Source organism: Aminobacter sp. J41 (genome assembly GCF_000526635.1).
GTDB lineage: Bacteria > Pseudomonadota > Alphaproteobacteria > Rhizobiales > Rhizobiaceae > Aerobium.
Genome location: NZ_JAGL01000018.1, coordinates 42,129 through 68,107 on the forward strand (window position 1 = coordinate 42,129; position 25,979 = coordinate 68,107).

Annotated in this window: 24 protein-coding genes and 1 riboswitch; of the genes, 11 read left to right on the plus strand and 13 right to left on the minus strand. The window is 63.4% G+C overall.

The features are described from left to right. Positions 1 to 8 precede the first annotated feature (8 nt). On the minus strand, positions 9 to 869 hold the full coding sequence (locus tag L630_RS0113125; RefSeq protein ID WP_186441386.1) for a hypothetical protein: 861 nt from the start codon (positions 867 to 869) through the stop codon (positions 9 to 11). 209 nt (positions 870 to 1,078) lie between these two features. On the opposite strand from L630_RS0113125, the gene L630_RS0113130 reads away from it, so the two are divergent. The 4 genes from L630_RS0113130 (at position 1,079) to L630_RS0113145 (ending at position 3,529) form a co-directional block, all read left to right on the plus strand. Further along, a complete protein-coding gene (locus L630_RS0113130) occupies positions 1,079 to 1,663 on the plus strand; it encodes a nitroreductase (RefSeq protein WP_024848710.1) in 585 nt (194 codons plus the stop codon). Positions 1,664 to 1,667: 4 nt separating this feature from the next. Continuing rightward, positions 1,668 to 2,273, plus strand: a complete 606-nt coding sequence (locus L630_RS0113135; RefSeq protein ID WP_024848711.1) for a flavin reductase family protein — start codon at positions 1,668 to 1,670, stop codon at positions 2,271 to 2,273. 280 nt (positions 2,274 to 2,553) lie between these two features. After that, positions 2,554 to 2,949: a nucleoside diphosphate kinase regulator gene (rnk, locus tag L630_RS0113140; protein WP_024848712.1), complete on the plus strand. Its 396-nt coding sequence runs from the start codon at positions 2,554 to 2,556 to the stop codon at positions 2,947 to 2,949. Positions 2,950 to 3,037: 88 nt separating this feature from the next. Continuing rightward, on the plus strand, positions 3,038 to 3,529 hold the full coding sequence (locus L630_RS0113145; RefSeq protein WP_024848713.1) for a hypothetical protein: 492 nt from the start codon (positions 3,038 to 3,040) through the stop codon (positions 3,527 to 3,529). Here L630_RS0113145 and L630_RS0113150 read toward each other — a convergent pair. Together L630_RS0113150 and L630_RS0113155 are read right to left on the minus strand one after the other, a co-directional pair. Beyond that, on the minus strand, positions 3,526 to 4,395 hold the full coding sequence (locus tag L630_RS0113150; RefSeq protein WP_024848714.1) for a CoA ester lyase: 870 nt from the start codon (positions 4,393 to 4,395) through the stop codon (positions 3,526 to 3,528). The two genes, L630_RS0113145 and L630_RS0113150, sit on opposite strands and share 4 nt — an antisense overlap. Continuing rightward, a complete protein-coding gene (locus L630_RS0113155) occupies positions 4,395 to 4,847 on the minus strand; it encodes a MaoC family dehydratase (protein ID WP_024848715.1) in 453 nt (150 codons plus the stop codon). Before L630_RS0113155 ends, L630_RS0113150 begins: the two co-directional genes overlap by 1 nt. 126 nt (positions 4,848 to 4,973) lie before the next feature. Here L630_RS0113155 and L630_RS0113160 point away from each other — a divergent pair, with 126 nt between their 5' ends. Beyond that, positions 4,974 to 6,116: a DUF2336 domain-containing protein gene (locus L630_RS0113160; protein WP_024848716.1), complete on the plus strand. Its 1,143-nt coding sequence runs from the start codon at positions 4,974 to 4,976 to the stop codon at positions 6,114 to 6,116. Between the two features lie 49 nt (positions 6,117 to 6,165). Here the strand turns inward: L630_RS0113160 and parE are convergent, their stop codons facing one another. From parE to L630_RS0113185, 5 genes are all read right to left on the minus strand, one after another. Next, on the minus strand, positions 6,166 to 8,211 hold the full coding sequence (gene parE / locus L630_RS0113165; protein WP_024848717.1) for a DNA topoisomerase IV subunit B: 2,046 nt from the start codon (positions 8,209 to 8,211) through the stop codon (positions 6,166 to 6,168). Positions 8,212 to 8,415: 204 nt separating this feature from the next. Then, entirely contained in the window at positions 8,416 to 11,199 is a 2,784-nt protein-coding gene (gene gcvP / locus L630_RS0113170; RefSeq protein ID WP_024848718.1) for an aminomethyl-transferring glycine dehydrogenase, read from the minus strand. 9 nt (positions 11,200 to 11,208) lie between these two features. Further along, the gene (gene gcvH / locus L630_RS0113175; protein ID WP_024848719.1) at positions 11,209 to 11,577 is read right to left on the minus strand and encodes a glycine cleavage system protein GcvH; all 369 of its coding nucleotides are present in this window, start codon (positions 11,575 to 11,577) and stop codon (positions 11,209 to 11,211) included. A gap of 7 nt (positions 11,578 to 11,584) precedes the next feature. Beyond that, positions 11,585 to 12,694 (minus strand): glycine cleavage system aminomethyltransferase GcvT, encoded by a 1,110-nt coding sequence (gene gcvT, locus L630_RS0113180; RefSeq protein ID WP_024848720.1) that lies wholly within the window; start codon positions 12,692 to 12,694, stop codon positions 11,585 to 11,587. Positions 12,695 to 12,852: 158 nt separating this feature from the next. Beyond that, positions 12,853 to 12,939, minus strand: a riboswitch (glycine riboswitch). A 95-nt stretch (positions 12,940 to 13,034) separates the two neighbouring features. Then, positions 13,035 to 13,421: a helix-turn-helix domain-containing protein gene (locus tag L630_RS0113185; protein WP_024848721.1), complete on the minus strand. Its 387-nt coding sequence runs from the start codon at positions 13,419 to 13,421 to the stop codon at positions 13,035 to 13,037. A 264-nt stretch (positions 13,422 to 13,685) separates the two neighbouring features. Between L630_RS0113185 and L630_RS0113190 the strand changes: the two genes are divergently transcribed. Next, positions 13,686 to 14,150 carry an META domain-containing protein gene (locus tag L630_RS0113190; protein ID WP_024848722.1) on the plus strand — a complete coding sequence of 155 codons (465 nt, stop codon included), beginning with the start codon at positions 13,686 to 13,688 and terminating at the stop codon, positions 14,148 to 14,150. Between the two features lie 108 nt (positions 14,151 to 14,258). Here the strand turns inward: L630_RS0113190 and L630_RS0113195 are convergent, their stop codons facing one another. Next, positions 14,259 to 15,119, minus strand: coding sequence for a DUF3800 domain-containing protein (locus tag L630_RS0113195; protein ID WP_084466008.1), 861 nt, complete (start codon positions 15,117 to 15,119; stop codon positions 14,259 to 14,261). A 220-nt stretch (positions 15,120 to 15,339) separates the two neighbouring features. Then, on the minus strand, positions 15,340 to 15,696 hold the full coding sequence (locus tag L630_RS0113200; protein WP_024848724.1) for a DUF2200 domain-containing protein: 357 nt from the start codon (positions 15,694 to 15,696) through the stop codon (positions 15,340 to 15,342). Between the two features lie 243 nt (positions 15,697 to 15,939). Between L630_RS0113200 and L630_RS0113205 the strand changes: the two genes are divergently transcribed. From L630_RS0113205 to L630_RS0113220, 4 genes are all read left to right on the plus strand, one after another. Further along, positions 15,940 to 16,392, plus strand: coding sequence for a GNAT family N-acetyltransferase (locus tag L630_RS0113205; RefSeq protein WP_024848725.1), 453 nt, complete (start codon positions 15,940 to 15,942; stop codon positions 16,390 to 16,392). Positions 16,393 to 16,534: 142 nt separating this feature from the next. After that, positions 16,535 to 20,044 (plus strand): DNA polymerase III subunit alpha, encoded by a 3,510-nt coding sequence (dnaE, locus tag L630_RS0113210; protein ID WP_024848726.1) that lies wholly within the window; start codon positions 16,535 to 16,537, stop codon positions 20,042 to 20,044. A 212-nt stretch (positions 20,045 to 20,256) separates the two neighbouring features. Then, positions 20,257 to 21,276, plus strand: coding sequence for an NAD(P)-dependent oxidoreductase (locus L630_RS0113215; protein ID WP_245263737.1), 1,020 nt, complete (start codon positions 20,257 to 20,259; stop codon positions 21,274 to 21,276). A gap of 193 nt (positions 21,277 to 21,469) precedes the next feature. Next, on the plus strand, positions 21,470 to 22,483 hold the full coding sequence (locus tag L630_RS0113220; protein WP_034330306.1) for a TRAP transporter substrate-binding protein: 1,014 nt from the start codon (positions 21,470 to 21,472) through the stop codon (positions 22,481 to 22,483). 118 nt (positions 22,484 to 22,601) lie between these two features. Here the strand turns inward: L630_RS0113220 and L630_RS0113225 are convergent, their stop codons facing one another. Beyond that, positions 22,602 to 23,102: a CreA family protein gene (locus L630_RS0113225; protein ID WP_024848729.1), complete on the minus strand. Its 501-nt coding sequence runs from the start codon at positions 23,100 to 23,102 to the stop codon at positions 22,602 to 22,604. Between the two features lie 206 nt (positions 23,103 to 23,308). On the opposite strand from L630_RS0113225, the gene L630_RS0113230 reads away from it, so the two are divergent. After that, a complete protein-coding gene (locus L630_RS0113230; RefSeq protein WP_024848730.1) occupies positions 23,309 to 23,953 on the plus strand; it encodes an OmpA family protein in 645 nt (214 codons plus the stop codon). On the opposite strand, the gene L630_RS0113235 is transcribed toward L630_RS0113230, so the two are convergent. Continuing rightward, complete coding sequence (locus L630_RS0113235; RefSeq protein WP_024848731.1) at positions 23,946 to 24,869, minus strand: pseudouridine-5'-phosphate glycosidase; 924 nt, start codon at positions 24,867 to 24,869, stop codon at positions 23,946 to 23,948. The genes L630_RS0113230 and L630_RS0113235 overlap by 8 nt on opposite strands. Before the next feature lie 14 nt (positions 24,870 to 24,883). Continuing rightward, positions 24,884 to 25,816: a carbohydrate kinase family protein gene (locus L630_RS0113240; RefSeq protein ID WP_024848732.1), complete on the minus strand. Its 933-nt coding sequence runs from the start codon at positions 25,814 to 25,816 to the stop codon at positions 24,884 to 24,886. Positions 25,817 to 25,979 lie beyond the last annotated feature (163 nt).

Below are 25,979 nucleotides of genomic sequence, written 5' to 3' on the forward strand. Positions count from 1 at the left end.
CGGCTGGCTTAGTCAGCCGCCGGATCCGTTTCGGCCTCGGAGATCAGGACCTCGACATCCTGATTGCGGCCGGCAACGACGGTAAAGTCGCGCTGGTAGATCTTGTCGCGATTCTTCGCGACCACCGCGTAGTCGCCTTCGGCCAGCACCAGCGAAGAGAAAGCGCCGACGCTTTCACGCACGATATCGCCCGCGTCCGACAGCACGACCCAGGACGTGTCAGCGATCGCCTCGCCGCCCTTTTCGCGGACCAGCTTCAGCGTCACTTCCGCGGCGCGGTGCTCAACCGTCGCTTCGGTCAGCTTGCCAGCTTCGACAATGATGTCGGAGCGGATGACGGCGTTGACGTCGCCGTAGGTTGAAACGACGTGATAGGTCCCCGACTTGAGGCGCACGACGGTATTCGGCTTGACCTGCGGCGCGATCAGCGCGCGATCGCCATTGGCGTCCGTCTCGGCCTCGTAGATGGAAAAGCTCAGCTTGCCGTTGGGGATGCGCATGCCACCGGCGAGAATGGCGTCAAGCTTCATGCCGCCCGCATCGAGGACGACGGTTTCGGTCTTAGAGTTGGCACCGACCGTAATGCGCTTGGTGGCACCGGCGCGGCCGAAGGAGGCATGGACGAGGTAGCTGCCCGGTTCAAGGTGAAAAGTACTGGAGCCGCCCTGTGCCGAAGCAACCAGTGGCAGCTTTCCATCTTCGCCGGCCTGGGGGCTGAATACTCGCCAAACAATTCCGCGGGTGATTTCCTTGCCGTCCTCCGTCATCAGCGCGGTCAGCTTGACCTCGCCGAGACCCTGCTGCGCAAGTGGTGCGCTGCTGGAGGGCGGGGCGTAGGTGGACAAACCAGGCAGGCGCAGACCATCGATCGTCGTCCCTTGCTGGACGAAATCCTGCGCTGTCGCGGCGGTGGCTCCAAACAGGGCGACCGCGGCGGCAAGCGTGAACAGACTGGATACCACCCCTCTCATGCCTTGCTTTGGACCGCATACGGGTGGCAATTTCAAGGCGAAAACTTCACACGTGCAAAGAGCTGCCGGGCACATTCAGTGTCCCGGACATACATGAAGGGGCAGTCTTGTCGAATCCCGCAATTGAATTGCTGCTGAACCGTTGTTCCGCTCCCGTCCAGGAACTCAAGGAACCGGCACCCTCCGACGAAGAGATCCGCACCATCCTGACCGCCGCTTCGCGCGTTCCTGATCATGGCCGCCTCGCTCCATGGCGGTTCATCATCTTTCGCGGGGAGGCGAGGGAACTGGTCGGCGAGAAGCTTGTAGAGCTCGCCCTGAAGCGCGAGCCGGACCTCAGCGAAGCGCGGCAGGAGCAGGAACGCACGCGGTTTTCTCGCGCGCCGCTCGTTATCGGAGTCGTCTCAGTGCCGCGCGAGCATCCCAAGGTGCCGCAGTGGGAGATGTTCCTCTCGGGCGGCGCCGCCGCGATGAATCTGGTCCTTGCGGCCAATGCCCTCGGCTATTCGACCAACTGGATCACCAACTGGTATTCGGACGATGAGGAAGGCCGGCGCATTCTCGGCCTTGCGCCCGAGGAACGCGTCGTCGGGTTTGTGCATATTGGTACGTTCAGCGGCCAGCCGCAGCAGCGGCCGCGCCCGAACCTTGATTCGCTGGTTTCCGAATATTCGGGCCCCTACGAAGGATGAGCTGATGTTCTACGAACCCTCCAAGGGCCACGGCCTTCCGCATGACCCGTTCAAGGCGCTCGTGGCGCCGCGCCCGATCGGCTGGATTTCGACCCAGGCGAAGGACGGTTCGCTGAATCTTGCGCCCTATTCGTTCTTCAACGCGCTGGGCACCAACCCGCACCTCGTCATGTTCTGCTCGGAGGGGGCGAAGGACAGCTACACCAATGCGCTGGAGACCGGCGAGTTCGTCGCCAATCTCGTCTCCAGCGACCTGATCGAGCAGATGAACGCCTCTTCGGTCGACGCGCCGCATGGTGTTTCGGAGTTCGACTATGCGGGGCTTACCCCCGAACCGTCGCGGCTCGTGCGTCCGCCGAGGGTTCGCGAGGCACACGCTGCCCTCGAGTGCAAGGTAACCGAAATCCTCAGCCCAAAAGATCTGAACGGTGATCCAACCAGCCGTTACATGATCATCGGCCAGGTCGTCGGCGTGTACATCTCCGACGATGCTTTGACGGACGGGATGTTCGACGTGGTGAAGGCTGGAAACGTTGCCCGACTCGGCTATCTCGACTTTTCCAACGTCAAGCAAGTATTTCAGCGTACGCGCCCGCGCTGGAAGGATTAGACGCCATTTTGGCGACCGGGGTTGACTTCTTTCCTGTTTGAACCAACCTTAGCGGCATGAACACGCGCAAGCATAACCGGCTTTTCAGACCGTTCCCGATCGCGGGATAGTCACCCCGGCTCGGCTACCCCCCCGAGACCGGGGAGCGTGGACCTCATTTCACCGATTTCGCATCCGTCTACCTAGTACCCGATTGTTCGGGGCGCTGATGTGCATCCGCGCAGCGGTCGTCCGGGATTCGCGAGAGAGTTTGAATTCCTACCATCGAAAGAGAATACCCATGGCCAAACCGAAGATCGTCATCGGAAAGACCGACCACGCAAAGCTCACGCAGCTGGCGAACGGCCTGCTCGACCGCAGGCCCGAAATCGCCGACATGCTGCTGAACGAGCTTGAGCGCGCCCGTGTTGCCAAGGACGATGCTGTCCCCGCGCATACCATTCGCATGGGCTCGATGGTGACCTACCAGATGGAGGATGGCCAGCAGCGTACGGTGACGCTGGTCTATCCGGCCGACGCCGACATTGAGAAGGGCAGGATTTCCATCCTCACCCCGATCGGCACGGCGCTGCTCGGCCTGTCGGTCGACCAGAGCATCGACTTCACCTCCAACGACGGCCGCAAGCACCGGCTGACGGTACTCGCCGTCGATCAGGTTGTCGAAACGGCCGCCTGATCCTGAAGCCGATAACGCACGGGCTCCTGCTGAGGCGGGAGCTCTGGCAAAGGCACCGGAGGGCACAGTCACCTGTCAGGAGGCAGATATGACGGTGGATGGAAGGGTATGGCTCACGGAACAGGACTTTGAGGCACTTCGTAGGCTAAGGCTGAAATTCGCCAGTCCGGGCGGAGTCTACGCCAGCTTACTTGACAGCAAGCTTGAGCGGGCGGTCGTCGTGGATCCGGCGGCGCTGGAAGACGAGATTGTGACCATCGGCTCACGCGTCACCTACAGCGTGGATGGACGGCGCAAGGGCCCGTTCGTCTTGTCCGGGGCGCCCGAGGCTTTTTCGATCCATAGCCTGCACGGGCTCGCGCTTCTCGGCGTGGCGGTCGGGCGCCAGGTTACCCTTTACCTTGGCGACGACGACACGGAGGAGCTCGTGGTCGAAAGCGTCGAGACGCCGCCAGACTATCGGCGTCCGTCTTCACCGGCAACAGCTTCTGGAGCGAAGGTCATCCCGATCCAGTTCGGCAGACGACGGCCGATCGTATCAGGTCCCGGCGAGGACGATCCCGGACCAAGCGCCGCCTAGGAGCTAGTGGTCTGTACCCGCGCCAGCAGCCGCTGCGCGCGCTTCAGGTGAGGGCGGTCGTACATCTTGCCGTCGATGGCAACGACACCGGGGTTGCCCGCGTCCGCAAAAGCGGCGACCACCTGCCGGGCCTGCTCGACTGCCTCGGGCGACGGGGTGAACACCGCATTGATGATAGGCACCTGCGCCGGGTGGATCGCCATGCGGGCGGTAAAGCCGTCGCGGGCACTCTCAAGGCAGTCCTGCCTGAAGGCGACCTCATCACCAAAGCTCGGGAAGACAGTGTCGATCGCGGCGACGTCCGCGGCGGCAGCTGCAAAGACCGTCGTCGCGCGGGCGAGGCGGAACGGGTCGGTATAGCTACCATTCTCGAGCCGCGTCGCTGATGCGCCCAACTCCGCCGAAAGGTCCTCTGCGCCCCAGGTGAGGCCCGCGAGGCGCGGATCGCCGCGCGCATAGCTTGCTGCGTTCAGCACGCCCAGCGGCGTTTCGGTGATGATCGGAATGATCGTCGTGCTGCCGTCGGCGATGCCGTTTTCCGCCTCCCGCACCCTGATCTTCACCGACAGCCGTGCCACGTCATCGAGGTGGTTCGACTTCGGCAGCATAATGCCGTGCGGGGCGGCGCGCATCACCGCCTCAAGGTCAGCGTCGGTCAGGCCGGTGCCGAGGTCGTTGACGCGCACAAAGATCGTCGCGCGCGCCTTGGCGTGAGGGATGAACTCCGCGGCCATCCCGCGCGCGCCTTCCTTGCGGTCGGGTGAGACCGAATCTTCGAGGTCGAGGATCAGTACGTCGGCACCGGAGCTCAGCGCCTTTTCCAGCTTCCTCTCCGAATCGGCGGGAACGAACAGCAGTGAACGCATCACGCAGGCCTCTTGAAAACCATCGTCTGGCGCAGGCAGCGGGCCACCAGAACGTCGTTCTGGTTGTACGCGCGGTGTTCCATCTCGACGATGCCGCGGTCGGGCTTTGACTTCGATTCCCTTACCGCCTTGATCTCCGTCTCGACGCGGATCGTGTCGCCATGGAAGAGCGGATGCGGGAAGGAGGTTTCGGTCATGCCGAGGTTGGCAACGATGGTGCCGAGTGTGGTGTCGTGCACTGAGATGCCGATCATCAGCCCCAGCGTGAACAGCGAGTTCACCAGCGGCTTGCCCCACTCGCTTTTCGCCGCATAGTCGAAGTCGATGTGCAGCGGCTGCGGGTTCATCGTCATCATCGAGAACATCATGTTGTCGCTCTCGGTAATGGAGCGCGTCAGCTGATGGCGTATGACCTGACCGACTTCAAATTCTTCCAGATAGTGTCCGGCCATTCTGCTCCTCCGTCAGGTGAGGCAACCTTTGATAGCGGTGCCCGCAGCTTAACAACTATGGTGAACCGTTCGTAAACCATTTTTCGCCTAGCGTGCCAGCGGGTTTGAGTGGTGCGGGCTGGCTTGATGGTCGTCAGACAATTCCTGCAGTGGCTAAACAGTGCGCGCGTATCCGAAAGGGCCGCAGCAGCTGCCGCGCTCGCGCGGGCCTTCGTGGAGCACGAGCTTCCGTTCGAGGACCGCTGTGCCGCCGAGGCGGCGATGACGCTGCTGCTGGACGACCCGTCACCGAAGGTGAGGGCGGCGCTGTCAGAGGCGCTGTCGATGAGCCGCAACGCACCGATCCAGGTTGTCTCGGCGCTGGCCTCCGACCAGCCGGAGGTCTCCCAGTATGTGCTGGTGCGCTCGCCGCTGCTGACCGATCTCGATCTTATCGACCGGGTCGCTATCTCCAGCGGCACGCTGCAGGCGCTGATTGCCTCGCGCCCGGTCGTCTCGATGGGCGTCGCGGCCGCAATTGCCGAAGTCGGTGAGGTGGAAGCCTGCGCAGCGCTGCTGCAGAATGGCGGTGCGCAGATCGCGAGCCTGTCCTTCCGCCGAATAGCGGAGCGCCATGGCGAGGATGCCCGGCTGCGCGAATTGCTGCTGGCCGATCCTCGGTTGCCGGGCGACTGCCGTCACCTGCTTCTGATGTTCGTTGGCGCCGCGCTCAGCAAGTCGCCGCTGGTGCTGGCGCTGATGGGGCAGGCGCGCGCTGAGCGTGTCACCCGCGATGCCTGCACGCGTGCATCACTGATGGTGATTGACCGCACGGATCCGGCTGAGCACGAAGCGCTGATCGGTCACCTGCGTCTGCGCGGTGACCTGACGCCGGGTTTCCTCGTGCGGGTCGTCGCGCACGGCAAGATCGATTTCCTCGGCTCGGTTCTGATCGAACTCTCGGGCTTCCCGGAAACGCGGGTGAGGGCGCTTCTCGCGTCCGGCCGCGACGTTGCTGTCGCTGCTTTGTTCCGCGCCTGCGGCCTTGCCGACAATTTTGCGAACGTCTTCGTTCACGCGCTGAAGACCTGGCGCAAGGTGGCGAAGGGCGAATGCGTCGCCGGTGCTCAGGAAGTGAGTTGGCTCATGCTGAAGTATCTCGGCGCGGCGCCCGGCCAGCCAGGACCAGCCGAAGAGGACCGCGAGCTCGCCGCGCTGATCAAGGCGATCCATCTCGACGTGCTGCGCGAGAACGCGCGAACGCACGCGTTGGAGATTGCTGCGGCTTAAATGAAGCAACAGCGCCCGACAGTTCTGTCGGGCACCAGACCTATCAGACTTAGATATCCAGTTCTTCGACGAACTCGGCGCGCTCCTGGATGAAGCGGAAGCGCAGTTCCGGCTTCGAGCCCATCAGCGCCTCGACCGAGTCCTTGGTAGCGTTGGCGTCTTCGCTGATCTCGACGCGGAGCAGGGTTCGCTTGCCCTTCTCCATCGTCGTTTCCTTGAGCTGGCTCGCCATCATCTCGCCGAGACCCTTGAAGCGGCCAATCTCGATCTTGCCGCGACCGGTGAACTCGGTGCGCAGCAGCTCTTCCTTGTGGGCGTCATCGCGGGCGTAGGCGACCTTGCCGCCCTGGCTGATGCGGTAGAGCGGCGGGACCGCCATGTAGAGATGGCCGTTGCGGATCAGCTGCGGCATCTCCCGATAGAAGAAGGTGATCAGCAGCGTTGCGATGTGGGCACCGTCGACGTCCGCGTCGGTCATGATGATGATGCGGTCGTAGCGGAGGTCCTCTTCGCGATACTTCGACCGCGTGCCGCAGCCGAGCGCCTGGATCAGGTCAGCGATCTGCTGGTTGCTGGCGAGCTTGTCGGCGCCGGCGCTGGCAACGTTGAGGATCTTGCCGCGCAGCGGCAGCACCGCTTGGCTCGCGCGGTCGCGCGCCTGCTTGGCCGAGCCGCCTGCCGAGTCACCCTCGACGATGAAGAGCTCAGCGCCCTGGGCTGCCGTCTGGGTGCAGTCCGCCAGCTTGCCGGGCAGGCGTAGCTTGCGCACCGCGGTCTTCCGGCTCACTTCCTTTTCCTGGCGGCGCTTGAGGCGCTCGTCCGCGCGGGCAATGACCCAATCGAGCAGCTTCGACGATTCCTGCGGATTGTCGGCGAGCCAGTGGTCGAACGCGTCGCGCACGGCGTTGTCGACGATGCGCTGTGCCTCGACCGTCGCGAGGCGGTCCTTGGTCTGGCCAACGAACTCCGGCTCGCGGATGAAAACGGACAGCATGGCGGCGGCCGAGATCATCACGTCGTCGCTGGTGATGATCGAGGCGCGCTTGTTGCCGATCAGCTCGCCATAGGCCTTCAGGCCACGCAGCAGCACGTTGCGGAAGCCGAGCTCGTGCGTGCCGCCTTCCGGGGTCGGAATCGTGTTGCAGTAGGAGTTGATGAAGCCGTCGCCGCCGAACCACGACACGGCCCATTCGACGGCGCCGTGGCCGCCCTGCTTTTCGGTCTTCCCGGCGAAGATGTCGCGCGTGACCTGGTATTCCTTGCCGAGCGTGGCGGCGAGGTAGTCCTTGAGACCGCCGGGGAAGTGGAACACGGCCTTGGTCGGCGTGTCGTCCTTTCCGGTGATCAGCTCCGGCGCGCACGACCAGCGGATCTCGACGCCGCCGAACAGGTATGCCTTGGAGCGCGCCATCTTGAATAGGCGCGCCGGCTCGAATTTTGCGTCCTTGCCGAAGATCTGCGCATCCGGATGGAAGCGAACCTTGGTGCCGCGGCGGTTGTGGACCTCGCCGAGCAGCTCCAGCGGGCCCTGCGGGATACCGCGTGAGAAGCGTTGCCGGTAGAGTTTGCGGCCGCGCGCAACCTCGACCTCAAGCGAATCGGACAGCGCGTTGACCACCGAGACGCCAACGCCGTGCAGGCCGCCCGAGGTCTGGTAGACCTTGGAGTCGAATTTGCCGCCGGCGTGCAGCGTGGTCATGATGACCTCGAGCGCCGACTTGTTGACGAATTTCGGGTGCGGGTCGACCGGGATACCGCGGCCGTTGTCGGTGACTGTCAGATAGCCTTCCGCGTCCAGCTCGACCTCGATGAAGGTCGCGTGGCCCGCGACCGCCTCGTCCATCGAGTTGTCGATGACTTCCGCGAAGAGGTGGTGCAGCGCCTTCTCGTCGGTACCGCCAATATACATGCCGGGACGGCGGCGGACCGGCTCAAGGCCTTCCAAAACCTCGATGTCGGCAGCGCTGTAGCCGTCCTCTCCGTTGCGCGGCGCGGGCGCTGGCTGCGACGCCGGCTTCGTCGGCGCCGTCAGATCTGCAGCCTTTGCTGCGGGCTGCGGGCTGGCGATGCTGGAGAAAAGGTCTTGATCGTCCATGAAAACCTGACGTCGGCTAGGCTGCGAATCAAGCGTGATATTGACACGCTTCCGGTGCAAACGCGAAGCGGGTTCTTGTTCCGTTCGGGGTGCGAGGCTGGTTTATCCAGACAATAGAGGCAAGATTCCGGCGCGGCCGCGTGGTTTCGCAATTGACCCACCGGAAAGAAAAGGGGCGCCCGCTTGCATAGGCGCCCCTCGATCTTAGCTGGCCAGGGCCTCAACTGGAGGGCAGGCGCAGACCAGGTTGCGGTCGCCGCCGACATTGTCGACGCGCGAGACCGGCGGCCAGTACTTGGCTGAGAAGTCCGACTTGCCGTCCGGGAAGGCGGCAACCTGGCGCGAGTAGGGGTGCTTCCACTCGTCGGCCACCACCTCGGCTACGGTGTGCGGCGCGTTGACCAGCGGATTGTCATCCTTCGGCCAGGTGCCGTCAGCGACCTTGGCGGCTTCCTGCGCGATGCCGATCATCGCATCACAGAAGCGGTCGATCTCCGATTTCGGCTCGCTCTCGGTCGGCTCGACCATCAGCGTGCCCGCGACCGGCCAGGACATGGTCGGCGCGTGGAAGCCGTAGTCGATCAGGCGCTTGGCGATGTCCTCGACGCCGATGCCGGCCGTGGCCTTGAGGACGCGGGTGTCGAGGATGCACTCATGCGCCACACGACCGTTCCGGCCTGCGTAGAGGGTCGGATAGTAGCCCTTCAGGCGCTCGGCGATGTAGTTGGCGTTAAGGATCGCCGTCTCGGTCGCGCGCTTCAGGCCCGACGCACCCATCATGCGGATGTACATCCAGGTGATCGGCAGGATCGAGGCCGAACCGAACGCCGCGGCCGATACCGCATGGTCGAAGCCGAGCGAGACGTGGCCCGGAACGTAAGGCGCAAGGTGCGACTTGACGCCGATCGGGCCGACGCCGGGGCCGCCACCGCCGTGCGGGATGCAGAACGTCTTGTGCAGGTTCATGTGGCAGACGTCGGCACCGAGATCACCCGGGCGGGCGAGTCCGACCAGCGCGTTGAGGTTGGCGCCGTCGAAATAGACCTGGCCGCCGTACTGGTGCACGATCGCGCACATGTCGCGGATGGACTCCTCGAACACGCCATGCGTGGACGGGTAGGTAACCATCAGCGCGGCGAGGCGGTCGGCATACTGCTCGGCCTTGGCCTTGAGGTCATCGACATTGATGTCGCCGGCCTCAGTGCACTTGACCACCACGACTTCCATGCCGGCCATCGCTGCACTTGCCGGGTTGGTGCCGTGCGCCGACGACGGGATGAGGCAGACCGTGCGGTTCGCGTCACCACGCGACAGGTGATAGCGGCGGATTGCGAGGAGGCCGGCATATTCACCCTGGCTGCCCGCATTCGGCTGCAGCGAGACGGCGTCGAAGCCGGTGATCTCGGCGAGCCAGCTTTCCAGCTCGTCGGTCATCGCCTTGTAGCCGGCAGCGTGCTCGGCCGGAACCTGCGGGTGCAGGCCACCGACGGTCTGCCAGCTGACCGGCATCATCTCCGCTGCAGCGTTCAGCTTCATCGTGCACGAGCCGAGCGGAATCATCGCGCGGTCAAGCGCGAGGTCCTTGTCGGCAAGACGGCGAAGCAGGCGCATCATTTCCGTCTCGGAGCGATGCTCATGGAACATCGGCTGCGTCAGGAAATCCTTGCCGCGCGGCTTGCCCGGCACGGTCGAGGCAGCCTCTTCGGGAACCGTGACTCCGAACAGACCCGCGATCGTCTCGAGGTCGCCTTCGGTCGAGGTCTCGTCGAACGAGATGCCGAGGCGGTTCTCGTCGATCACGCGCAGCAGGAGGCCCTTGCTCTCAGCCTCGGCGGCGATTGCCTTGGCCTTGCCCGGTACGGAGACCGTCACCGTATCGAACAGCGGCGCGTCGATGCTGAGCGCGGAGGCAAGGCGCGAGGCAAGGCCGTTGATGCGGCGGGCCATTGCCTGCAGGCCTTCCGGACCGTGCCAGATCGCATACGCCGTCGCCATGTTGGCGAGCAGAGCCTGCGCGGTGCAGATGTTCGAGGTCGCCTTGTCGCGCCGGATGTGCTGCTCGCGGGTCTGCAGTGCGAGGCGATAGCCCGGGCGGCCATGCGCGTCGGTCGACTGGCCGACGAGACGGCCCGGCATCAGGCGCGTCAGCGCATCCGACACCGCGCAGTAGGCGGCGTGCGGGCCGCCAAAGCCCATCGGCACGCCATAGCGCTGCATCGAGCCGACGGCGATGTCGGCGCCGAGCGAGGCGGGCGAGTCGGTGATGGTGAGCGCGAGTGGATCAGCGACGAAGATGACCAGCGCGCCGGCCGCCTTGGCCTTGGCGATAGTGTCCTTGTGGTCGCCGAAGACGCCGTAGGTGTCCGGCCACGGCACGACGACCGCCGCGGTCTCCGCACCGATCTCGTCGGCACCGACCTTGATGCCGAGCGGCTCGGAGCGGGTGTTGACGACGTCGAGTACCTGCGGGTGCAGTTCGCCCGCCAGCACCACGTCGTTGCGCTTGGAGCGGTGGTGGCGCCAGGCGATGCCGATGGCTTCGGCAACGGCGGTCGCCTCGTCGAGCAGCGAGGCGGAAGCGACCGGCAGGCCGGTCAGCTCGCTCACCAGCGTCTGGAAGTTGAACAGCAGTTCGAGGCGGCCCTGGCTGATCTCCGACTGGTACGGCGTGTAGGCCGTGTACCAGGCCGGGTTTTCGAACATGTTGCGCTGGATCACCGGGGGCACGTTGACGCCGTAGTAGCCGGCGCCAATGAAGCTCTTCAGGACCTTGTTGCGGCCCATCTTTTCCAAGAGTTCGGCGAGCGCCTCGGCCTCGGAAGCGGGGGCCGGCAGGTTCAGCGGACGGTCGAGCCGGATCGACTGCGGCACCGTCTGGCTGATCAGCGTCTCCAGCGACGGGACGCCGAGCGTAGCCAGCATGGTGCGCACATCAGCGGCATTCGGTCCGACATGCCGGTCCGCGAATGCGGAGTGTACTTCAGTCATCTCGTTGTCCTATCCGATCAGGGCGTTGTAGCCCGCCTCGTCCAGCAGGCCTTCGAGCTGGCTCTCGTCGGCAAGCTTCATCTTCCAGAGCCAACCGTCGCCGGCCGGGGCGGAGTTGACGAGCGCGGGCTCGGACGACAGGGCCTGGTTGACCTCGACGATCTCGCCGTCGACCGGCGCGTAGACGTCAGATGCCGCCTTGACGGACTCGACGACGACCGTCGCATCTCCCTTGGAGATGGTGCGGCCGACTTCCGGAAGCTCGACGAAGACGAGGTCGCCGAGCTGCTCCTGCGCATAGTCGGTGATGCCGACCGTGGCGATGCCGCCCTCGACGCGCAGCCACTCGTGATCTTCGGTGTAGTAGGTCGTTGCCATGGGAAATTTATCCTTTGCGGTAGCGATGCTGCGAGAAGGGGAGCGGGTGGACGGCGAGTGGGATCTTGTTGCCGCGCACGTCCGCGTAAACGGTGGTGCCGATCTGGGCGAGGTCGGCTTCGACATAGCCCATGGCGATCGGGTGGTTGACCGACGGACCGAAACCGCCGGAAGTAACTTCGCCGACGATCTTGCTGTCGGCATCGGTGAGCACGGTGCCGTTGCGGACCGGCTGGCGGCCCTCCGGCTTGAGGCCGACGCGAAGGCGCTTCGGGCCGCCGGCAATGGCCGCGCGGAGCGCATCGGCGCCGATGAAGGTGCCGGTCTCGCGCAGCGACTTCGGGATCGCCCACATCAGGTTCGCCTCGACCGGATTGGTCGACGGGGTGATGTCGTTGCCGTGCAGGCAAAGGCCGGCTTCCAGGCGCAGGCTGTCGCGGGCGGCAAGGCCGATCCACTCGACATCTTCATGCGCCAGCAGTTTTTCGACGAAGTCCTTCGCCTCAGCGACCGGCATCGCGACCTCAAAGCCGTCCTCGCCGGTATAGCCCGAGCGGCTGGCGAACCAGTTTTCGCGCGGCTCGGTACCGTGCATGAAGGTGAGCGACGACAGGTCGAGGCCCGCGGCGGCAAGCGCCGCTTCCGCCTTCGGGCCCTGCAGCGCGACCAGCACACGGTCGAGCGGCTCGACCTTCGCGTCGAAGTCCGCGGCAACGGCCGTCAGCTTCTCCGCGTCCTGATCTGCATTTCCGGCATTGGCAACGACCATGTAGCGGGTCTCGCCGAGGCGGGTGACGATCAGGTCGTCATCGATCCCGGCATTTTCATTGAGGAGGAAGGTGTATTTCGATGCGCTGATCGCGATCGCCTCGGGGGCGAGCGGGCAGGCGCGGGCGAGCGCGGCGGCAGCCTGCGGACCCGTCACCAGGATCAGCTTCATGTGGGATATGTCGAACAGCCCCGCCTTCTCGCGGGCGTGAAGGTGTTCCTTCATCACGCCGAGCGGGTAGGTGAGCGGCATGTTCCAGCCGGCAAAGCCGCCGAAACGGGCCTTTGCCGCCTGATGCAGTTCGAACAGCGGTAGCGTGTTAAGGGTGCCAGGGTTGGTGGCGTCCAAGTCTTCCCTCCAGACAAGCACCAACGGCCGCGGAATTGCGACACGTTAGCGCCCCTCTGTCGGAAGCCTGAGAGACTCGGCCAGCCGGAACTCTGTCGGCGGGCCTTACACCTTCGGCGCGGGCAGCCGTTCGGCCAACCCGACTTTCCAGAGTGTCCTTACCGGCGGCGGTTCTTTTGCCTGAGAGATTTGTGGGCGATTTCCCCTTCGGCGGCAGCCAGGCTGCTCTCTCCCGCAAACCGGTCGGCCTTTCGGGCCCGGACGAGCGAATTGTGTAGCCGATGCCGGCGGGAAAGTCATCACCCCGCCAGCGATTTGGGCAATGTTTGCTACAGCTTCTTCAGGAGGCAGTTCTGCCGAGATCTCGCTCGAGCCGGAAGATCAGGTCGGCTGTCTGGCGATGAAGCCGTTTGAGCTGGTCGAGCCGGTCTGAAAGGCTCGTCACCTTCGAGGGCTTGATATCCGCCTCGGATGCCGGGCCGGTCCCAACGCCGTAGAGCAGCCAGGAAGGGCTGATATTGAGGACGCCGGCCAGCATGGAAAGGCGGTTGGCCCGCGGCTGGGCGCGGTCGCGCTCCCAGGCTTCGAGTGTTTCGATCTGCACGCCGATGCGGCGGGCAAGTTGTGCGGTCGAGACGCCGGCGCTGTCCCTGGCCCGCGAGAGCCGGCCGCCGAGCGTATCGTCATCGGGAAGGTCTGAGTAGATCGTCGTCGTGGTGTCGGACACCCGTCCCACCTCCGTGTTTGTGAAAAACAGGCCCGCGTGAAGCGGGCCGCGAACGGGACCAGCATAGGGATCGAGCCCCCCGGCGCAACCTTCTTGTCCCCAGGACGGGTCGAAGCGAGCCGCGCTGCCGCGTGCCGAACCGACCGCATCCCTTTTCCCGCAGGGGATTGGGCGACGAGGCGGCGGCGCGATCTTTTTTCGCGGGCCGCCCCGGCTGCGCCATAATCCGCGGCGGGAATGCGCATCTCAAAGAGGAGTCTTGTCATGCCGCTGCCGCACCTTACCCGCCGCCATTTTGTCCTTGCCGCAACGCTCGCGGGCTGCGGCCTTGCCACCGGCGCCCTTGCCGATTCACCTGAGGCGCCCGACATGCCGGACCCGGCGGCCGAAGGGCTTTCGATTTACCGCGAGTGGGTGGTGGAGGACGTCGCGGGCGGTGGCGTCATCGACAATGCGCGGCTGACGCTCAACATCGACGAAGCGGGTCACGCCTCTGGCCACAGCGGCTGCAACCGCTTCGTGGGGCAGGCGACCATCGACGGCGACAAACTTAGCTTTGGCGCGCTGGCCGGCACGCGCATGGCTTGCGCCGAGGCGCTGATGAACCTCGAGCAAAAGTACCTCGACGCGCTGGGCAAGGTTGCCTCCTTCCGCATCGACGAGGCCGAGCGAAAGCTGGTGTTGATGGATGCGGAGGGTAGGGAAGTGGTGAGGCTGGCGGAGGGGTGAGGTAGTCACTACCCATTAAGGAACTGGCATTCCACTTGAGTAACGTCTGAATACAAACTGAACCGCGATGTTCCTAACCAAACCAACTTATTGTTAGGAGGAACTTATCTAATTTGCTCCGCGATTTGTCTCTGAGAAGCCGGTGATCGAAGCTGGAGGTCTGGCTACCAGAGAGGAAATCAGTTCTTCAATCTCGGGCTCAAGCTGAACGTCACGCGGAGAGTGCACGCAGTAGAGGCCGGCACCCAAGACGAGATTTGAGCCTGGCTGGCCAAAAAAGTGCGGCGATAATTCCTTGATGTATCTTGGTTCGAGTATATTAAAATTTTTCTCGCTCTTATTGACGCATTTATAAAGAGAGTGTGCCACAAGATCTGCGATTTGAAGGAGGGGTTCTTCACTCTTTCGCTTCGTTGAAATTCTGCTTATGTCAATATTTTGCAGCTTTTTAGTATTCTCGTGCAAGGGGCGACGCTGGCAACTATGCAGTAAGTTGCTCATTCTGTCATAGTCAATGTTAGCTTTTTCAAAGATGATGTCGAGTTGATGGGGTTTTATGCGTCGGCTCTCCATGAACCAGCCAACACGTTCGAGAAGATATTGAGCGCACTTGTTGTAGTACATGCTGCTGTCGGCTGAGATGGCATCTTTGTAACTTCCCAGAGTTTCCTTGCGGGATATCACGCCGAATAACCGCATCCGACATGGGGTCAGCTGTCGAATGAAATGCAAAATCTGATAGTGATTGAGTTCGGCGCAGTGAAGCGTTTTCTTCTTAATATCAAATGCAACGGTGATAAGAGTATTCTCAATATTTTTCCGTAACCTGTTGGATATCAATACCGCCCCTAGGGTCATATAAGGTGAGGCTCCACCTTGTGAGCCGGAGCGGACTTTCGCTATACCGGCTTCGCCGCTTTCATCAATAAAAACAGTATAACCATCCTGTATATTTCGTGGTTTTCTAATATTTCAGCGAATGGAATATTGTTGCCCGAGGTGTGCACTAATTAAAGATATCCAAAACTTTGTCAGTCGTGCAAGTGGGCGTGAGGGTTCTGCATATCAATGCTGCCGGGCTCGCGCCCATCGAGAAAGCTCCACTCGTTCGAGAAACGTGAATATTGATTAGTTGGCAGACGTGGGCAGAGGCGAGGGCGTTGAACGCGGAATGGGGACTAGTGCTCCCTCACCCCCTCAAAATCCTCTCCATCTTCTTCCCCTTCGCCAGCTCGTCGATGAGCTTGTCGAGATAGCGGATTTCGCGCATCAGCGGCTCCTCGATTTCCTCCACCCGGACGCCGCAGACGGTGCCGGTGATGAGTTCGCGGGCAGGGTTGAGGCGCGGGGTGTTGTTGAAGAAGTCGGCGAAGGTGGTCTTGTCCGCCAGCTCCTTTTCAAGTGACTCCTGGCTGTGGCCGGTCAGCCAGCGAAAGATCTCATCGACCTCTTCCTTCGTGCGGCCCTTCTTCTCCGCCTTCTCGATGTACATCGGATAAACGCTGGCGACGCTCATCTTGTAGACGCGCTGGAACCTGTCGGACATGGCGGGTCCTCCCAATTGCCTGATGATAGCTTTGCAGGCCGCGCGCCGCCACGCGGGGAGGTTGCCGTGTCAGGAAGAGGAGCGCGCTGAGGTTGACCCTGCGGCAGCGCCCGACTAGAAGGCGCCCGCGAGCAGCAGAAGGAGATTTATGCGCAGAGGCCAGAGCTGAGCCGCCAGAGCGGCAATCCACCGGCGCCAGACGGGCCGCCGAACCTCTTTGCATATCTTTCTTCAGGAGTTCTCATGCAGAACCATCATGCTGTCATCCGGCCGTACGATCCGGCCACGGATACCAAGAAACTGTCGCAGATCTGGCTCGACGCCGCGCTGATCGCGCATGCCTTCATCGGCGAGGAAACGCTGCGCGCGCAGCGCAGCCTGATCGAGGACGTCTATCTGCCCAAGGCCGACACGTCGGTTGCCTGCGTCGGCGGCGAGCCGGCCGGCTTCATCAGCCTGCTCGGCGACTTCGTCGGCGGGCTGTTCGTTGCCCCGGCCTTCCAGGGGCAGGGCATCGGCCGGATGCTGATCGATCATGCGCTGGCAAAGACGAAGGAACTTTCGCTGGAAGTCTATACGGCCAACGAAGGCGCCATGCGGTTCTACCAGCGGCTCGGCTTCGTCGAGCAGTCGCGACGGCCGCTGGATAATGAGGGCCTGCCGTTTGAAAACGCCTTGATGCGCTACGGCGGCTAACGGTCAGAGCGGGGCAGGGCGCGTTCTTGTCCCGCTCGCGCCGCTGCGGCAGCTTTCCACATGCCGTTCCGTCGCGCCTAGACTCGGAGGTCGCCGTCCCTGAAAATGGCGGGGAGATTCTCAGGCGGCCAGAGGCACCAACATGGCATCGACACGCGACCCGATCGTTGGGGCTGCGCAGGGCGCATCGGCGCCGGATGACGGCCGGCCGGTCTTCATTCATTTGCGCGTGCATTCGGCCTATTCGCTCCTCGAAGGCGCGCTGCCGCTCGGCAAGATCATCGGCCACGCCAAGAAGGACCGCACGCCGGCCATCGCCATCACCGACACCAACAATCTGTTCGGTGCGCTGGAGTTTGCGCAGAAGGCAACCAAGGAGGGCGTGCAGCCGATCGTCGGCTCCCAGCTCGACATGACCTTCGAGGCGCCGGACGATCCGGCGCGCCAGCATCGCAGGGGCGGGCCGGCGGTGCAGCCGCTGGTGTTCATCGCCGCGACCGAGGAAGGTTATGCCAATCTCGTGCGCCTCGTCTCGCGCGCCTATCTCGATCTGCCGTCTGGGGAGCCGCCGCACATCAACCCGGCCTGGGTCGAGGAGCTGGCGGAGGGCATCATTTGTCTTACGGGCGGCGAGCGCGGACCGATCGGCGCCTGCCTCAAGAACGGTCATGCGGCGGAAGCCGAGGAGCGGCTCTTGTTCCTCAAGCGCGTGTTCGGCGACCGGCTCTATGTCGAGCTGCAGCGCCATCGCGGCTATGACCGCGGCATCGAGGCATCGTTCATCGACCTTGCCTACAAGCACGATTTGCCGCTGGTCGCGACCAACGAGGCATTTTTTCCGGCGGCCGAGGATTATGAGGCGCACGACGCGCTGCTGGCCATCGCGGAGGGCTCGGTCGTCGCAGTCGACGAGCGCCGGCGCCTGACGCCGGAACATTACCTGCGCACGCAGGCCGAGATGGCGGCGCTGTTCGCCGACCTGCCGGAAGCGCTCGAAAGCACCGTCGAGGTTGCCCGGCGCTGCCGCTACTACCCGAAGAACCGCAAGCCAATCCTGCCGCGCTTTGCCGGCGCCGACGTCGACGACGCCGAGGCCGCCGAACGCGCCGAGGCCGAGGAGCTGGCACGCCAGGCGCGCGAAGGCCTCGACCGGCGCCTCGCCGCGCACGGGCCGACCAATGGCTACACCGAGCAGGATTATCGCGACCGCCTCGAGTTCGAGATCGGCATCATCACGAGGATGAAGTTTCCCGGCTACTTTCTCATCGTGTCGGACTTCATCAAGTGGGCGAAGGCGCATGACATTCCGGTTGGTCCCGGCCGCGGCTCGGGTGCGGGCTCGCTGGTCGCCTATGCGCTGACCATCACTGACATCGATCCGCTGCGCTTCTCGCTGCTGTTCGAGCGATTCCTCAATCCGGAACGCGTGTCGATGCCGGACTTCGATATCGACTTCTGCCAGGACCGCCGCGAAGAGGTGATCCGCTACGTGCAGCAGAAATACGGGCGCGACCAGGTCGGCCAGATCATCACCTTCGGTACGCTGCAGGCGCGCGCGGTGCTGCGCGACGTCGGCCGCGTGCTGCAGATGCCTTATGGCCAGGTCGACCGGCTGTCCAAGCTGGTCCCATCCAACCCGGCCAACCCGGTCAAGCTGAAGGACGCGGTCGCGGCCGAGCCGCGCTTCGCGGAGGAGGTCGAGAAGGAGCCGGTGGTCCAGAACCTCCTCGACATCGCCATGAAGCTCGAGGGCCTCTACCGCCACGCCTCGACGCACGCGGCCGGTATCGTGATCGGTGACCGCCCCCTGTCTGAACTGGTGCCGATGTACCGCGATCCGCGCTCGGACATGCCGGTCACGCAGTTCAACATGAAGTATGTCGAACAGGCGGGCCTGGTGAAGTTCGACTTCCTCGGCCTCAAGACGCTGACCACGCTCGACACGGCCGTGAAGTTCATCCGCCGGCGCGGGGTCGACATCGACCTGTCGCGCATCCCGCTCGACGACCAGAAGACCTACGAGATGCTGTCGCGCGGCGAAACCGTCGGCATCTTCCAGGTGGAATCCGCCGGCATGCGCAAGGCGCTGATCGGCATGAAGCCGGACTGCATCGAGGACATCATCGCGCTGGTGGCGCTCTACCGCCCGGGCCCGATGGAGAACATTCCGGTCTACAACGCGCGCAAGCACGGCGAGGAAGAGATCGCGTCGATCCATCCGATGATCGACCACCTGGTGAAGGAGACGCAGGGCGTCATCGTCTACCAGGAGCAGGTGATGCAGATCGCCCAGGTGCTGTCGGGCTACTCGCTCGGCGAAGCAGACCTGCTGCGCCGCGCGATGGGCAAGAAGATCCGCGAGGAGATGGACAAGCAGCGCGAGCGCTTCGTCAGCGGCGCGATCGAGAAGGGCGTGTCCAAGCCGCAGGCGAACATGATCTTCGACCTGCTGGCCAAGTTCGCGGACTACGGCTTCAACAAGTCGCACGCGGCGGCATACGCGGTCGTGTCCTACCAGACGGCGTATCTGAAGGCGCACTATCCGGTCGAGTTCCTGGCGGCGTCGATGACGCTCGACATGAACAACACCGAAAAGCTGTCGGACTTCCGCGCCGACGCCATGCGCCTCGGCATCGAGGTGGTGCCGCCGTCGGTGAAGACCTCCTACCGCGCGTTCGAGGTGGGCGAAAACCGCATCTACTACTCGCTTGCCGCTATCAAGGGCGTTGGCGAGGCGGCGGTCGACCACATCGTCGAGAAGCGGAAAGAAAAGCAGTTTGAATCGCTTGAGGATTTTTGCTCACGCATCGATCCGCGCATCGTCGGCAAGCGCGTCTTCGAAAGCCTGATTTCGGCAGGCGCCTTCGACTGCTTCGGCTACGACCGCGCGCAGCTGTTTGCCGGCATCGAGCGGATGATGGGCATGGCCGCCCGGGCGCAGGAAAACGCTGCCTCTGGCCAGGCTGACATCTTCGGCATGGGTGGCGGGCCCACCGAAAAGCTGGTGCTTCCGACCTGCGAGCCGTGGACGGCGGCCGACCGGTTGCACCGCGAGTTTGCGGCAATCGGCTTCTATCTCTCGGCGCACCCGCTCGACGAATACCGCAGCGTGCTGGAAAAGATGCGCGTGCAGAACTGGACCGACTTCCAGGCGGCGGTGAAACGCGGCGCGACGGCAGGGCGCCTGGCCGGCACCATCACCGCCAAGCAGGAGCGCAACACGCGCACCGGCAACAAGATGGGCATCGTCAGCCTGTCGGACACCACCGGACAGTTCGAAGCCGTCATGTTCTCCGAGACGCTGTCGCAGTACCGCGACATGATGGAGCCCGGCCGCTCGGTGGTGATCACCGTGGCTGCCGAAGACCGTCCGGAAGGCGTCAACCTGCGCATCCAGACGGCGCATGACCTCGACGTCGAGGCGTCGCGCGTTCAGCGGCATATGCGCATCTTCGTGCGCGACCCCGGACCGCTCGACACGATCGCCTCGCAGCTGGCGACGCGAGGCGAGGGGCATGTGTCGTTCATTGTGCTGAAACCCGAGGGGCAGGGCGAGATCGAGGTCGAACTGCCCAATCGCTATCGTCTGTCGCCGCAGGTGGCATCGGCCATGAAGGCAGTGCCGGGCGTGGTGGAGGTCGAGCTCGTTTGAGGCGAATCATTTGGGGCTTGCTTGCACAACGGCAGCCCGAAACGACTGTCGGAAGGGCGTTCCGGCTGCGATCCAAAGCCCTAATTATGACTTGACAAGCCACGCCGATCTTTCGCGCCAATTCCTTGCGTTTACCGCAAGGATCCGCGGAAAACAGTCGACGGCGTCGGCCTTCGGGGTACTCTTCCAGAACAAAAGAGGGGAGTACAACAATGCCGCCTGTGAAGATCGTCCGTACTGACCGCGAGCTCGAATGCCCGACCATCGACCGGGTGCTTCGGTACAAGGGGGCCAAGTTGGTGCTCTTGCCCGAGGGCGTCAGTGAGGAAGAGCTCGCTCGGGAGGTTGCGGACGCCGACCTTCTTCTGATGTGCTACACGCCGATCACGGCGAAGGTCATCAACGCCGCGACGAAGCTGAAGGCGATTGTGAAATACGGCGTCGGCATCGACGCGATCGACATTCCCGCCGCGCGCGCCCGCCAGATCCCCGTGGTCAACATCCCGGAATATGCCGAGGAAACGGTAGCCGAAGGCGCGTTCATGCTGCTGATCGCGCTGGCGAAGAAGCTCCTGCCGATCTCTCGCGAGATGCGGAGGACCGGATGGGCCTGGCCCGAACAGCAATGGCTTGGCGCAGATATTGCCGGCAAGACGCTCGGCCTCGTCGGCGTCGGACGCATTGGGCGGTCAATGGCGCGCATGGCTGGTGCGGGGTTCAGGGCGCGGGTGCTCGGCTATGATCCGTATGTACCCCGGGAAGTCATGACGCAGCATGGAGTGACCAAGGTTGACAGCCTGGAGGAGATGCTGCCGCAATGCGACTACGTCTCATTGCACAGCGTGCTCAATGACGGCTCGCGCTATCTGATCGGGGCGCAGGAGCTGGAACTGATGAAGCCGTCGGCCTTCCTGGTCAACGTCTCCCGCGGCGCGCTGGTGGACGAGATGGCGCTGCTGGCTGCACTGAAGGCAGGAAAGATCGCCGGCTGCGGCCTCGACGTCTACAGCCAGGAGCCGCTGGATCATGAGCGTCATCCGCTGCGCGAGCTGTTCGCGATGGACAATGTGGTGCTGTTTCCGCACCTGACCTTCTACACGAAGGAAGCGATGGACCGGCTGGAGGAGGACACGCTCGCCCGCTGCTTCGAGGCGCTCGAAGGCAAGCCGCTGCTGGTGCGATCGAAGGACCCGCGGCTGACAGGGCAGACCGCCGGCGTAAGGTTCAGCTGACGGGCATATTCTTTCGTCAGTTCTCAAAAGAACTGTAGGGGTTTTGGAGATGCGCAAAGAGGATCCGTGACGTTGTTCTTTGCAGCGGTCATGTTCCCATTTGCCATCATTGACAGTAGTTCAAATACATAACATTTTCCTTCTTCGGTCGGCCGGGAGGATCTGTCGGCCGGAAAAGAAACGGGAGGAATTCATGTTACGTCGTATTTCCGTGGCTTTGGCCGCGCTACTTTCTGCTGCCGCGCTGCCGGCGAAAGCTGCCGATGTCGAACTTAGTCTTGCTCACTGGCTTCCTCCTACGCATCCGATGCACACGGGCGGCATCGCACAGTGGGTTGAGTCCGTCAGCAAGGCGTCCAACGGAAGCATCAAGATCAACATCTTCCCGGCCGCGCAGCTGGGTTCGGCTGCCGACCACTATGACATGACCCGTGATGGCATTGCCGACATCGGATATGTGAATCCCGGCTATCAGGCAGGCCGCTTCCCCATCTACAGCCTGATCGAAGTCCCGTTCCATGTCCGCGAGGTGGATAACGGGGCAGGGGCGCTGCACGAGTGGTACGCCAAGTACGCCGAGATCGAGATGCCGGAAGTGAAGTTCTGCGTCATGAACCCGCACGATCCGGGCACGATCCACGCCAACACCGAGATCAAGGTGCCGGGCGACATCAAGGGCAAGAACATCCGCGCCGCTCACGCGACGATGGCCCGCTTCGTCTCCATGCTCGGTGGTTCGAGCGTCCAGGTGCCGGCAAATGAGGCGCGAGATGCGATCTCCAAGGGCATGGCGGATGCGATCACCTTCCCATGGAACTCCGTCTACATCTTCGGCATGGATTCGGTGGTCACCTACCACCTGGACTTCCCGTTCTACATTTCGAACCAGATGCTGCTGATCAACAAGGGCGTCTACGATGGGCTCTCGGAAGAGAACCGGAAGGTGATCGACGACCACTGCACGCCGGAATGGTCGATCAAGTTCTCGAAGGATTGGGCGGAGAACGAGCGTTCCGGCCGCCAGAAGGCGATCGACGCCGGGCATACGCTGTATGCGCCGACGGATGACGAGATCAAGCAGTGGCGTGATGCCGCCGCGCCACTCGTCGACCAGTGGAAGGACGATGTGCGCAAGGTCGGGCAGGATCCGGACAAGATCTACGGCGAGTATCGCGCCGCACTCGAGAAGTACGGCTCGCTCTACTAGGCCTCAGCGCGAAAGGGTGCCGTCGTATGATGGCACCCTTGAACCATCAGCGCGTAGCTTTGGCTTATCGAGCACCGGCCTTCTAAGCCGATGGACTCCGGCCCGATCCAGAATTGAGCTACTCGGGCTTGCCGTTCTTCCAGGTGACGTTCTGGCCGTAGAGCGGCACGGTTGAGATCGCCATTTTCGCCGACCCGTCCTGAACCTGCCGCGAGTGCGACAGGTAGATCAGCGTGTCGTTCTCCTTGTCATAGATGCGCTTGACGACCACGCTCTTCCAGATCAGCGACTGGCGCTGCTGGAACACTTCCTCGCCGCCCTTGCCGAGGTCGATGTCGCCGATTTCGATGGGTCCTGTTTGGTTGCAGGAAATCGCATTGTTCGACGGATCTTCGAACCAGTTGCCCTTCTGCAGCCGGTCGATGATGCCGCGGTCGAAATAGGTCACATGGCAGGTGATGCCCGAAATGTCGGGATCGGTAATTGCCTCGATGACGATGTCGTTGCCGAGCCAGTCCACGCCGACCTTGCCGACTTCCTTGGAGTGGGCCGAGCCGGCACTGAGAGCCGCGAGTAAGGCGAGCGCAGCGGCCATGCGAAGGTGTTTCATCAACGTCATCTCCTGATCCCAGCAAGTTGAACCCGCCTGCGGCAATATAGGGATTGGCACGTTCCCGATGTAAGGGATGCGGAATCGATCCTCTCCACCGGCAGCTCCGCCCCCGGTTCGGTTTTTTGCCGCAATCTGTGATACAAACCGCCGACGAGCTCGATTCAGCAGGCTGACCTGCCCGAACCGCGCTTATTCAGGAGAGGGAAATCCGAATGAAGAAGATCGTTCTGGCCTTTGCGGGTGCTGCGTTTCTGGCCGGCTGCACGACCGACCCGTATACGGGCGAGCAGAAGATGTCGAACATGGCTGGTGGCGCGGCGCTGGGTGCGCTTGCGGGCGCCGGGATCGGCGTGCTCGCCGGAGGTGACGACCGCCGCAACGCGCTGATCGGCGCCGGCATCGGTGCGCTGGCAGGCGGCGCCATCGGTGGCTACATGGACCAGCAGGAGGCGGAACTGCGCCGCTATCTGCAGGGCACTGGTGTATCGGTTACCCGCGTCGGCAACCAGATCGTCCTCAACATGCCGTCGAACATTACCTTCGCGACCGACCAGTACGAGGTGGTGCCGGCCTTCTACGACACGCTGAATGCGGTTGCGATGGTGCTGAACAAGTACAACCGCACCTTCGTCGACATCAACGGCCACACCGACTCCACCGGCAGCCTGCAGCACAACCAGGTGCTGTCCGAGCGCCGCGCCGATTCGGTCGCTCGCTTCCTCGCCCAGCGTGGTGTCGACAGCCGCCGCTTCGCCATCCGCGGCTTTGGCCCGTCGCAGCCGATCGCGTCCAACGCGAGCGCAGACGGCCGCGCCCAGAACCGCCGCGTCGAGATTTACCTGACGCCGTTCACCTGATCGCAAGCGCGGCAGCGATCTGGGCAGCCAGCCGGGCGTTGTTCTCGACCAGCGCGATGTTGGTGACGAGACTGCGGCCGGCAGTGAGCTCCAGGATGGTGGCAAGAAGAAAAGGCGTGACGGCTTTGCCGCTCACGCCTTTTTCGTTGGCCATGCGCTGCGCCGTCTCAATATGCTGCGCCATCTCCTCGGCCGGAATTTCCGACGCCGCCGGCACCGGATTGGCAACCAGCATGCCCCCGTCGAGTCCCAGCTCTTGGCGGGTGCGGAAGAAAGCGGCGATTGCTTGGGGCTCATCGAGCCGCAGCGGCACGGGGTAGGGCGATTGTCGCGACCAAAAGGCGGGCATCACGTCGTTGCCGAAGCCGACCACCGGAACGCCGCGCGTTTCAAGCACTTCCAAAGTCTTGGCGATGTCGAGGATCGCCTTTGCCCCGGCCGAGACGACGATGACCGGCGTGCGGGCAAGTTCATCAAGGTCGGCGGAAATGTCGAAGCTTGCTTCGGCGCCCTTGTGGACGCCGCCGATGCCTCCGGTGGCGAACACCGAAATGCCGGCAAGGTGCGCGGCGATCATCGTTGCGGCGACGGTGGTGCCGCCCGTGCGCTTCTGCGAGACCGCAAAGGCAAGGTCGGCGCGCGACAGCTTCATGGCGCCGGTGGTTTGCGCCAGAGCGACGCGCTCCTTGTCTGTAAGGCCGATCTTGATGCGTCCGTCGATCACCGCGATCGTCGCGGGTGTGGCCCGTTCCTCGCGGATGATCTGCTCCACGCCTTCCGCCATGCGAGTATTGTCGGGGTAGGGCATGCCATGGGTAATGATGGTGCTTTCGAGCGCCACCACCGGCTTACTGGCTGAAAGCGCGGCCTGAACCTCCGGCGAGATGTCGATGTGGATTGCGGCCGTCTGCTTCATGTGTCTCCCGCCGTTCAGCTGATCTTTCTCGGGGTCCCGACGCGTGCGAGCGCTGTTTCGAACGCCTCGTCCTCATAGTCGGCTACCACGTTGGGCGATGCAATCGTCAGCATCGCGGCGGCCATGCCGCGCCGCACCGCCTCGTTGAAGCTTTCGCCCCGCATCAGCGCCGTGGTAGCCACGCCGGCGAGCGCGTCTCCTGCGCCGGTCACATCCGCAATCGCTTCGAGCTGCGGCGGGGTGATGTTGAAAACGCCCGTGTCGTCGAAGAAAATCGTCTCCTCGCCGCCCGCAGTGATGACGCCGCGTCTGAGCCCGCGGTCGCGCAGCAATTTGATGGCTTCGGCAGCGTCATCCGCACCCGACAGTACGCGGGCCTCGCGGCGGTTCATGAACAGGCAGGAGAGGGATGCCAGGATCGGCTCCAGCCGCCGCGCCTTCGCTGGCGAAATCGCGATGGCGTAGATCGGGCGGCCTCCCGCCATGTCCGCAAGCCGCATCAGCGCATCTTCCGGCATATTGGCTTCGCAGAAGACAGCATCCGCAGCCGCCACCGCATCGCGAATCTTGCGCCGGCGCAGCTGCCGGGTAAAGCCGAGCTCGTAGAGCGTCATGTCGGCGAGCCCGGCAATCAGCTCGCCATTCGGGTCGAGGAGGGCGGTGTAGCTCGGCGTCGTGCGGTCGAGAAAGATCGCGGACACGTCCTCGATGCCACTTTCGGCCAGCACGTCGGCTACCGCCAGCCCCGCAAGATCCCCTCCGCGCAGCGACATCAGCGTCACGTCCACGCCATGGTGCACCGCATTGCGCGCCGCGTTCAGCGCGCCGCCGCCGGCTTCCTCGCGCAGGCTGCCCGGATTCGACGCAGCCGGCACATAGACACCATCGATCCTGCCGCGCCGGTCGATATGGGCCGCGCCCGAGACGAAAAGCTTTGGTCGTTGCATGGAAAGTCCGGTTGAATGCGCCTGCGCGGGGAGCGTATTCAACGCGGGCAGGCGCCGCAACTCTGCGCCTCGAATCGCTGATTGCTGGACCTATGCGCGTTCACGATGCCGCGCCTGCTGGTACGTTCTGGCCTCTACATCCCAAAACGAAAATAGAACATAA

Excerpts from the sequence above, each read along its gene's own strand:
- L630_RS0113135 (WP_024848711.1), top strand. The coding sequence starts at position 1,668 with ATGTTCTACGAACCCTCCAAGGGCCACGGCCTTCCGCATGACCCGTTC.
- rnk (WP_024848712.1), top strand. The coding sequence starts at position 2,554 with ATGGCCAAACCGAAGATCGTCATCGGAAAGACCGACCACGCAAAGCTC.
- L630_RS0113145 (WP_024848713.1), top strand. The coding sequence starts at position 3,038 with ATGACGGTGGATGGAAGGGTATGGCTCACGGAACAGGACTTTGAGGCA.
- L630_RS0113150 (WP_024848714.1), bottom strand. The coding sequence starts at position 4,395 with ATGCGTTCACTGCTGTTCGTTCCCGCCGATTCGGAGAGGAAGCTGGAA.
- L630_RS0113155 (WP_024848715.1), bottom strand. The coding sequence starts at position 4,847 with ATGGCCGGACACTATCTGGAAGAATTTGAAGTCGGTCAGGTCATACGC.
- L630_RS0113160 (WP_024848716.1), top strand. The coding sequence starts at position 4,974 with ATGGTCGTCAGACAATTCCTGCAGTGGCTAAACAGTGCGCGCGTATCC.
- parE (WP_024848717.1), bottom strand. The coding sequence starts at position 8,211 with ATGGACGATCAAGACCTTTTCTCCAGCATCGCCAGCCCGCAGCCCGCA.
- gcvP (WP_024848718.1), bottom strand. The coding sequence starts at position 11,199 with ATGACTGAAGTACACTCCGCATTCGCGGACCGGCATGTCGGACCGAAT.
- gcvH (WP_024848719.1), bottom strand. The coding sequence starts at position 11,577 with ATGGCAACGACCTACTACACCGAAGATCACGAGTGGCTGCGCGTCGAG.
- L630_RS0113190 (WP_024848722.1), top strand. The coding sequence starts at position 13,686 with ATGCCGCTGCCGCACCTTACCCGCCGCCATTTTGTCCTTGCCGCAACG.
- L630_RS0113200 (WP_024848724.1), bottom strand. The coding sequence starts at position 15,696 with ATGTCCGACAGGTTCCAGCGCGTCTACAAGATGAGCGTCGCCAGCGTT.
- L630_RS0113205 (WP_024848725.1), top strand. The coding sequence starts at position 15,940 with ATGCAGAACCATCATGCTGTCATCCGGCCGTACGATCCGGCCACGGAT.
- dnaE (WP_024848726.1), top strand. The coding sequence starts at position 16,535 with ATGGCATCGACACGCGACCCGATCGTTGGGGCTGCGCAGGGCGCATCG.
- L630_RS0113215 (WP_245263737.1), top strand. The coding sequence starts at position 20,257 with ATGCCGCCTGTGAAGATCGTCCGTACTGACCGCGAGCTCGAATGCCCG.
- L630_RS0113220 (WP_034330306.1), top strand. The coding sequence starts at position 21,470 with ATGTTACGTCGTATTTCCGTGGCTTTGGCCGCGCTACTTTCTGCTGCC.
- L630_RS0113225 (WP_024848729.1), bottom strand. The coding sequence starts at position 23,102 with ATGACGTTGATGAAACACCTTCGCATGGCCGCTGCGCTCGCCTTACTC.
- L630_RS0113230 (WP_024848730.1), top strand. The coding sequence starts at position 23,309 with ATGAAGAAGATCGTTCTGGCCTTTGCGGGTGCTGCGTTTCTGGCCGGC.
- L630_RS0113235 (WP_024848731.1), bottom strand. The coding sequence starts at position 24,869 with ATGAAGCAGACGGCCGCAATCCACATCGACATCTCGCCGGAGGTTCAG.
- L630_RS0113240 (WP_024848732.1), bottom strand. The coding sequence starts at position 25,816 with ATGCAACGACCAAAGCTTTTCGTCTCGGGCGCGGCCCATATCGACCGG.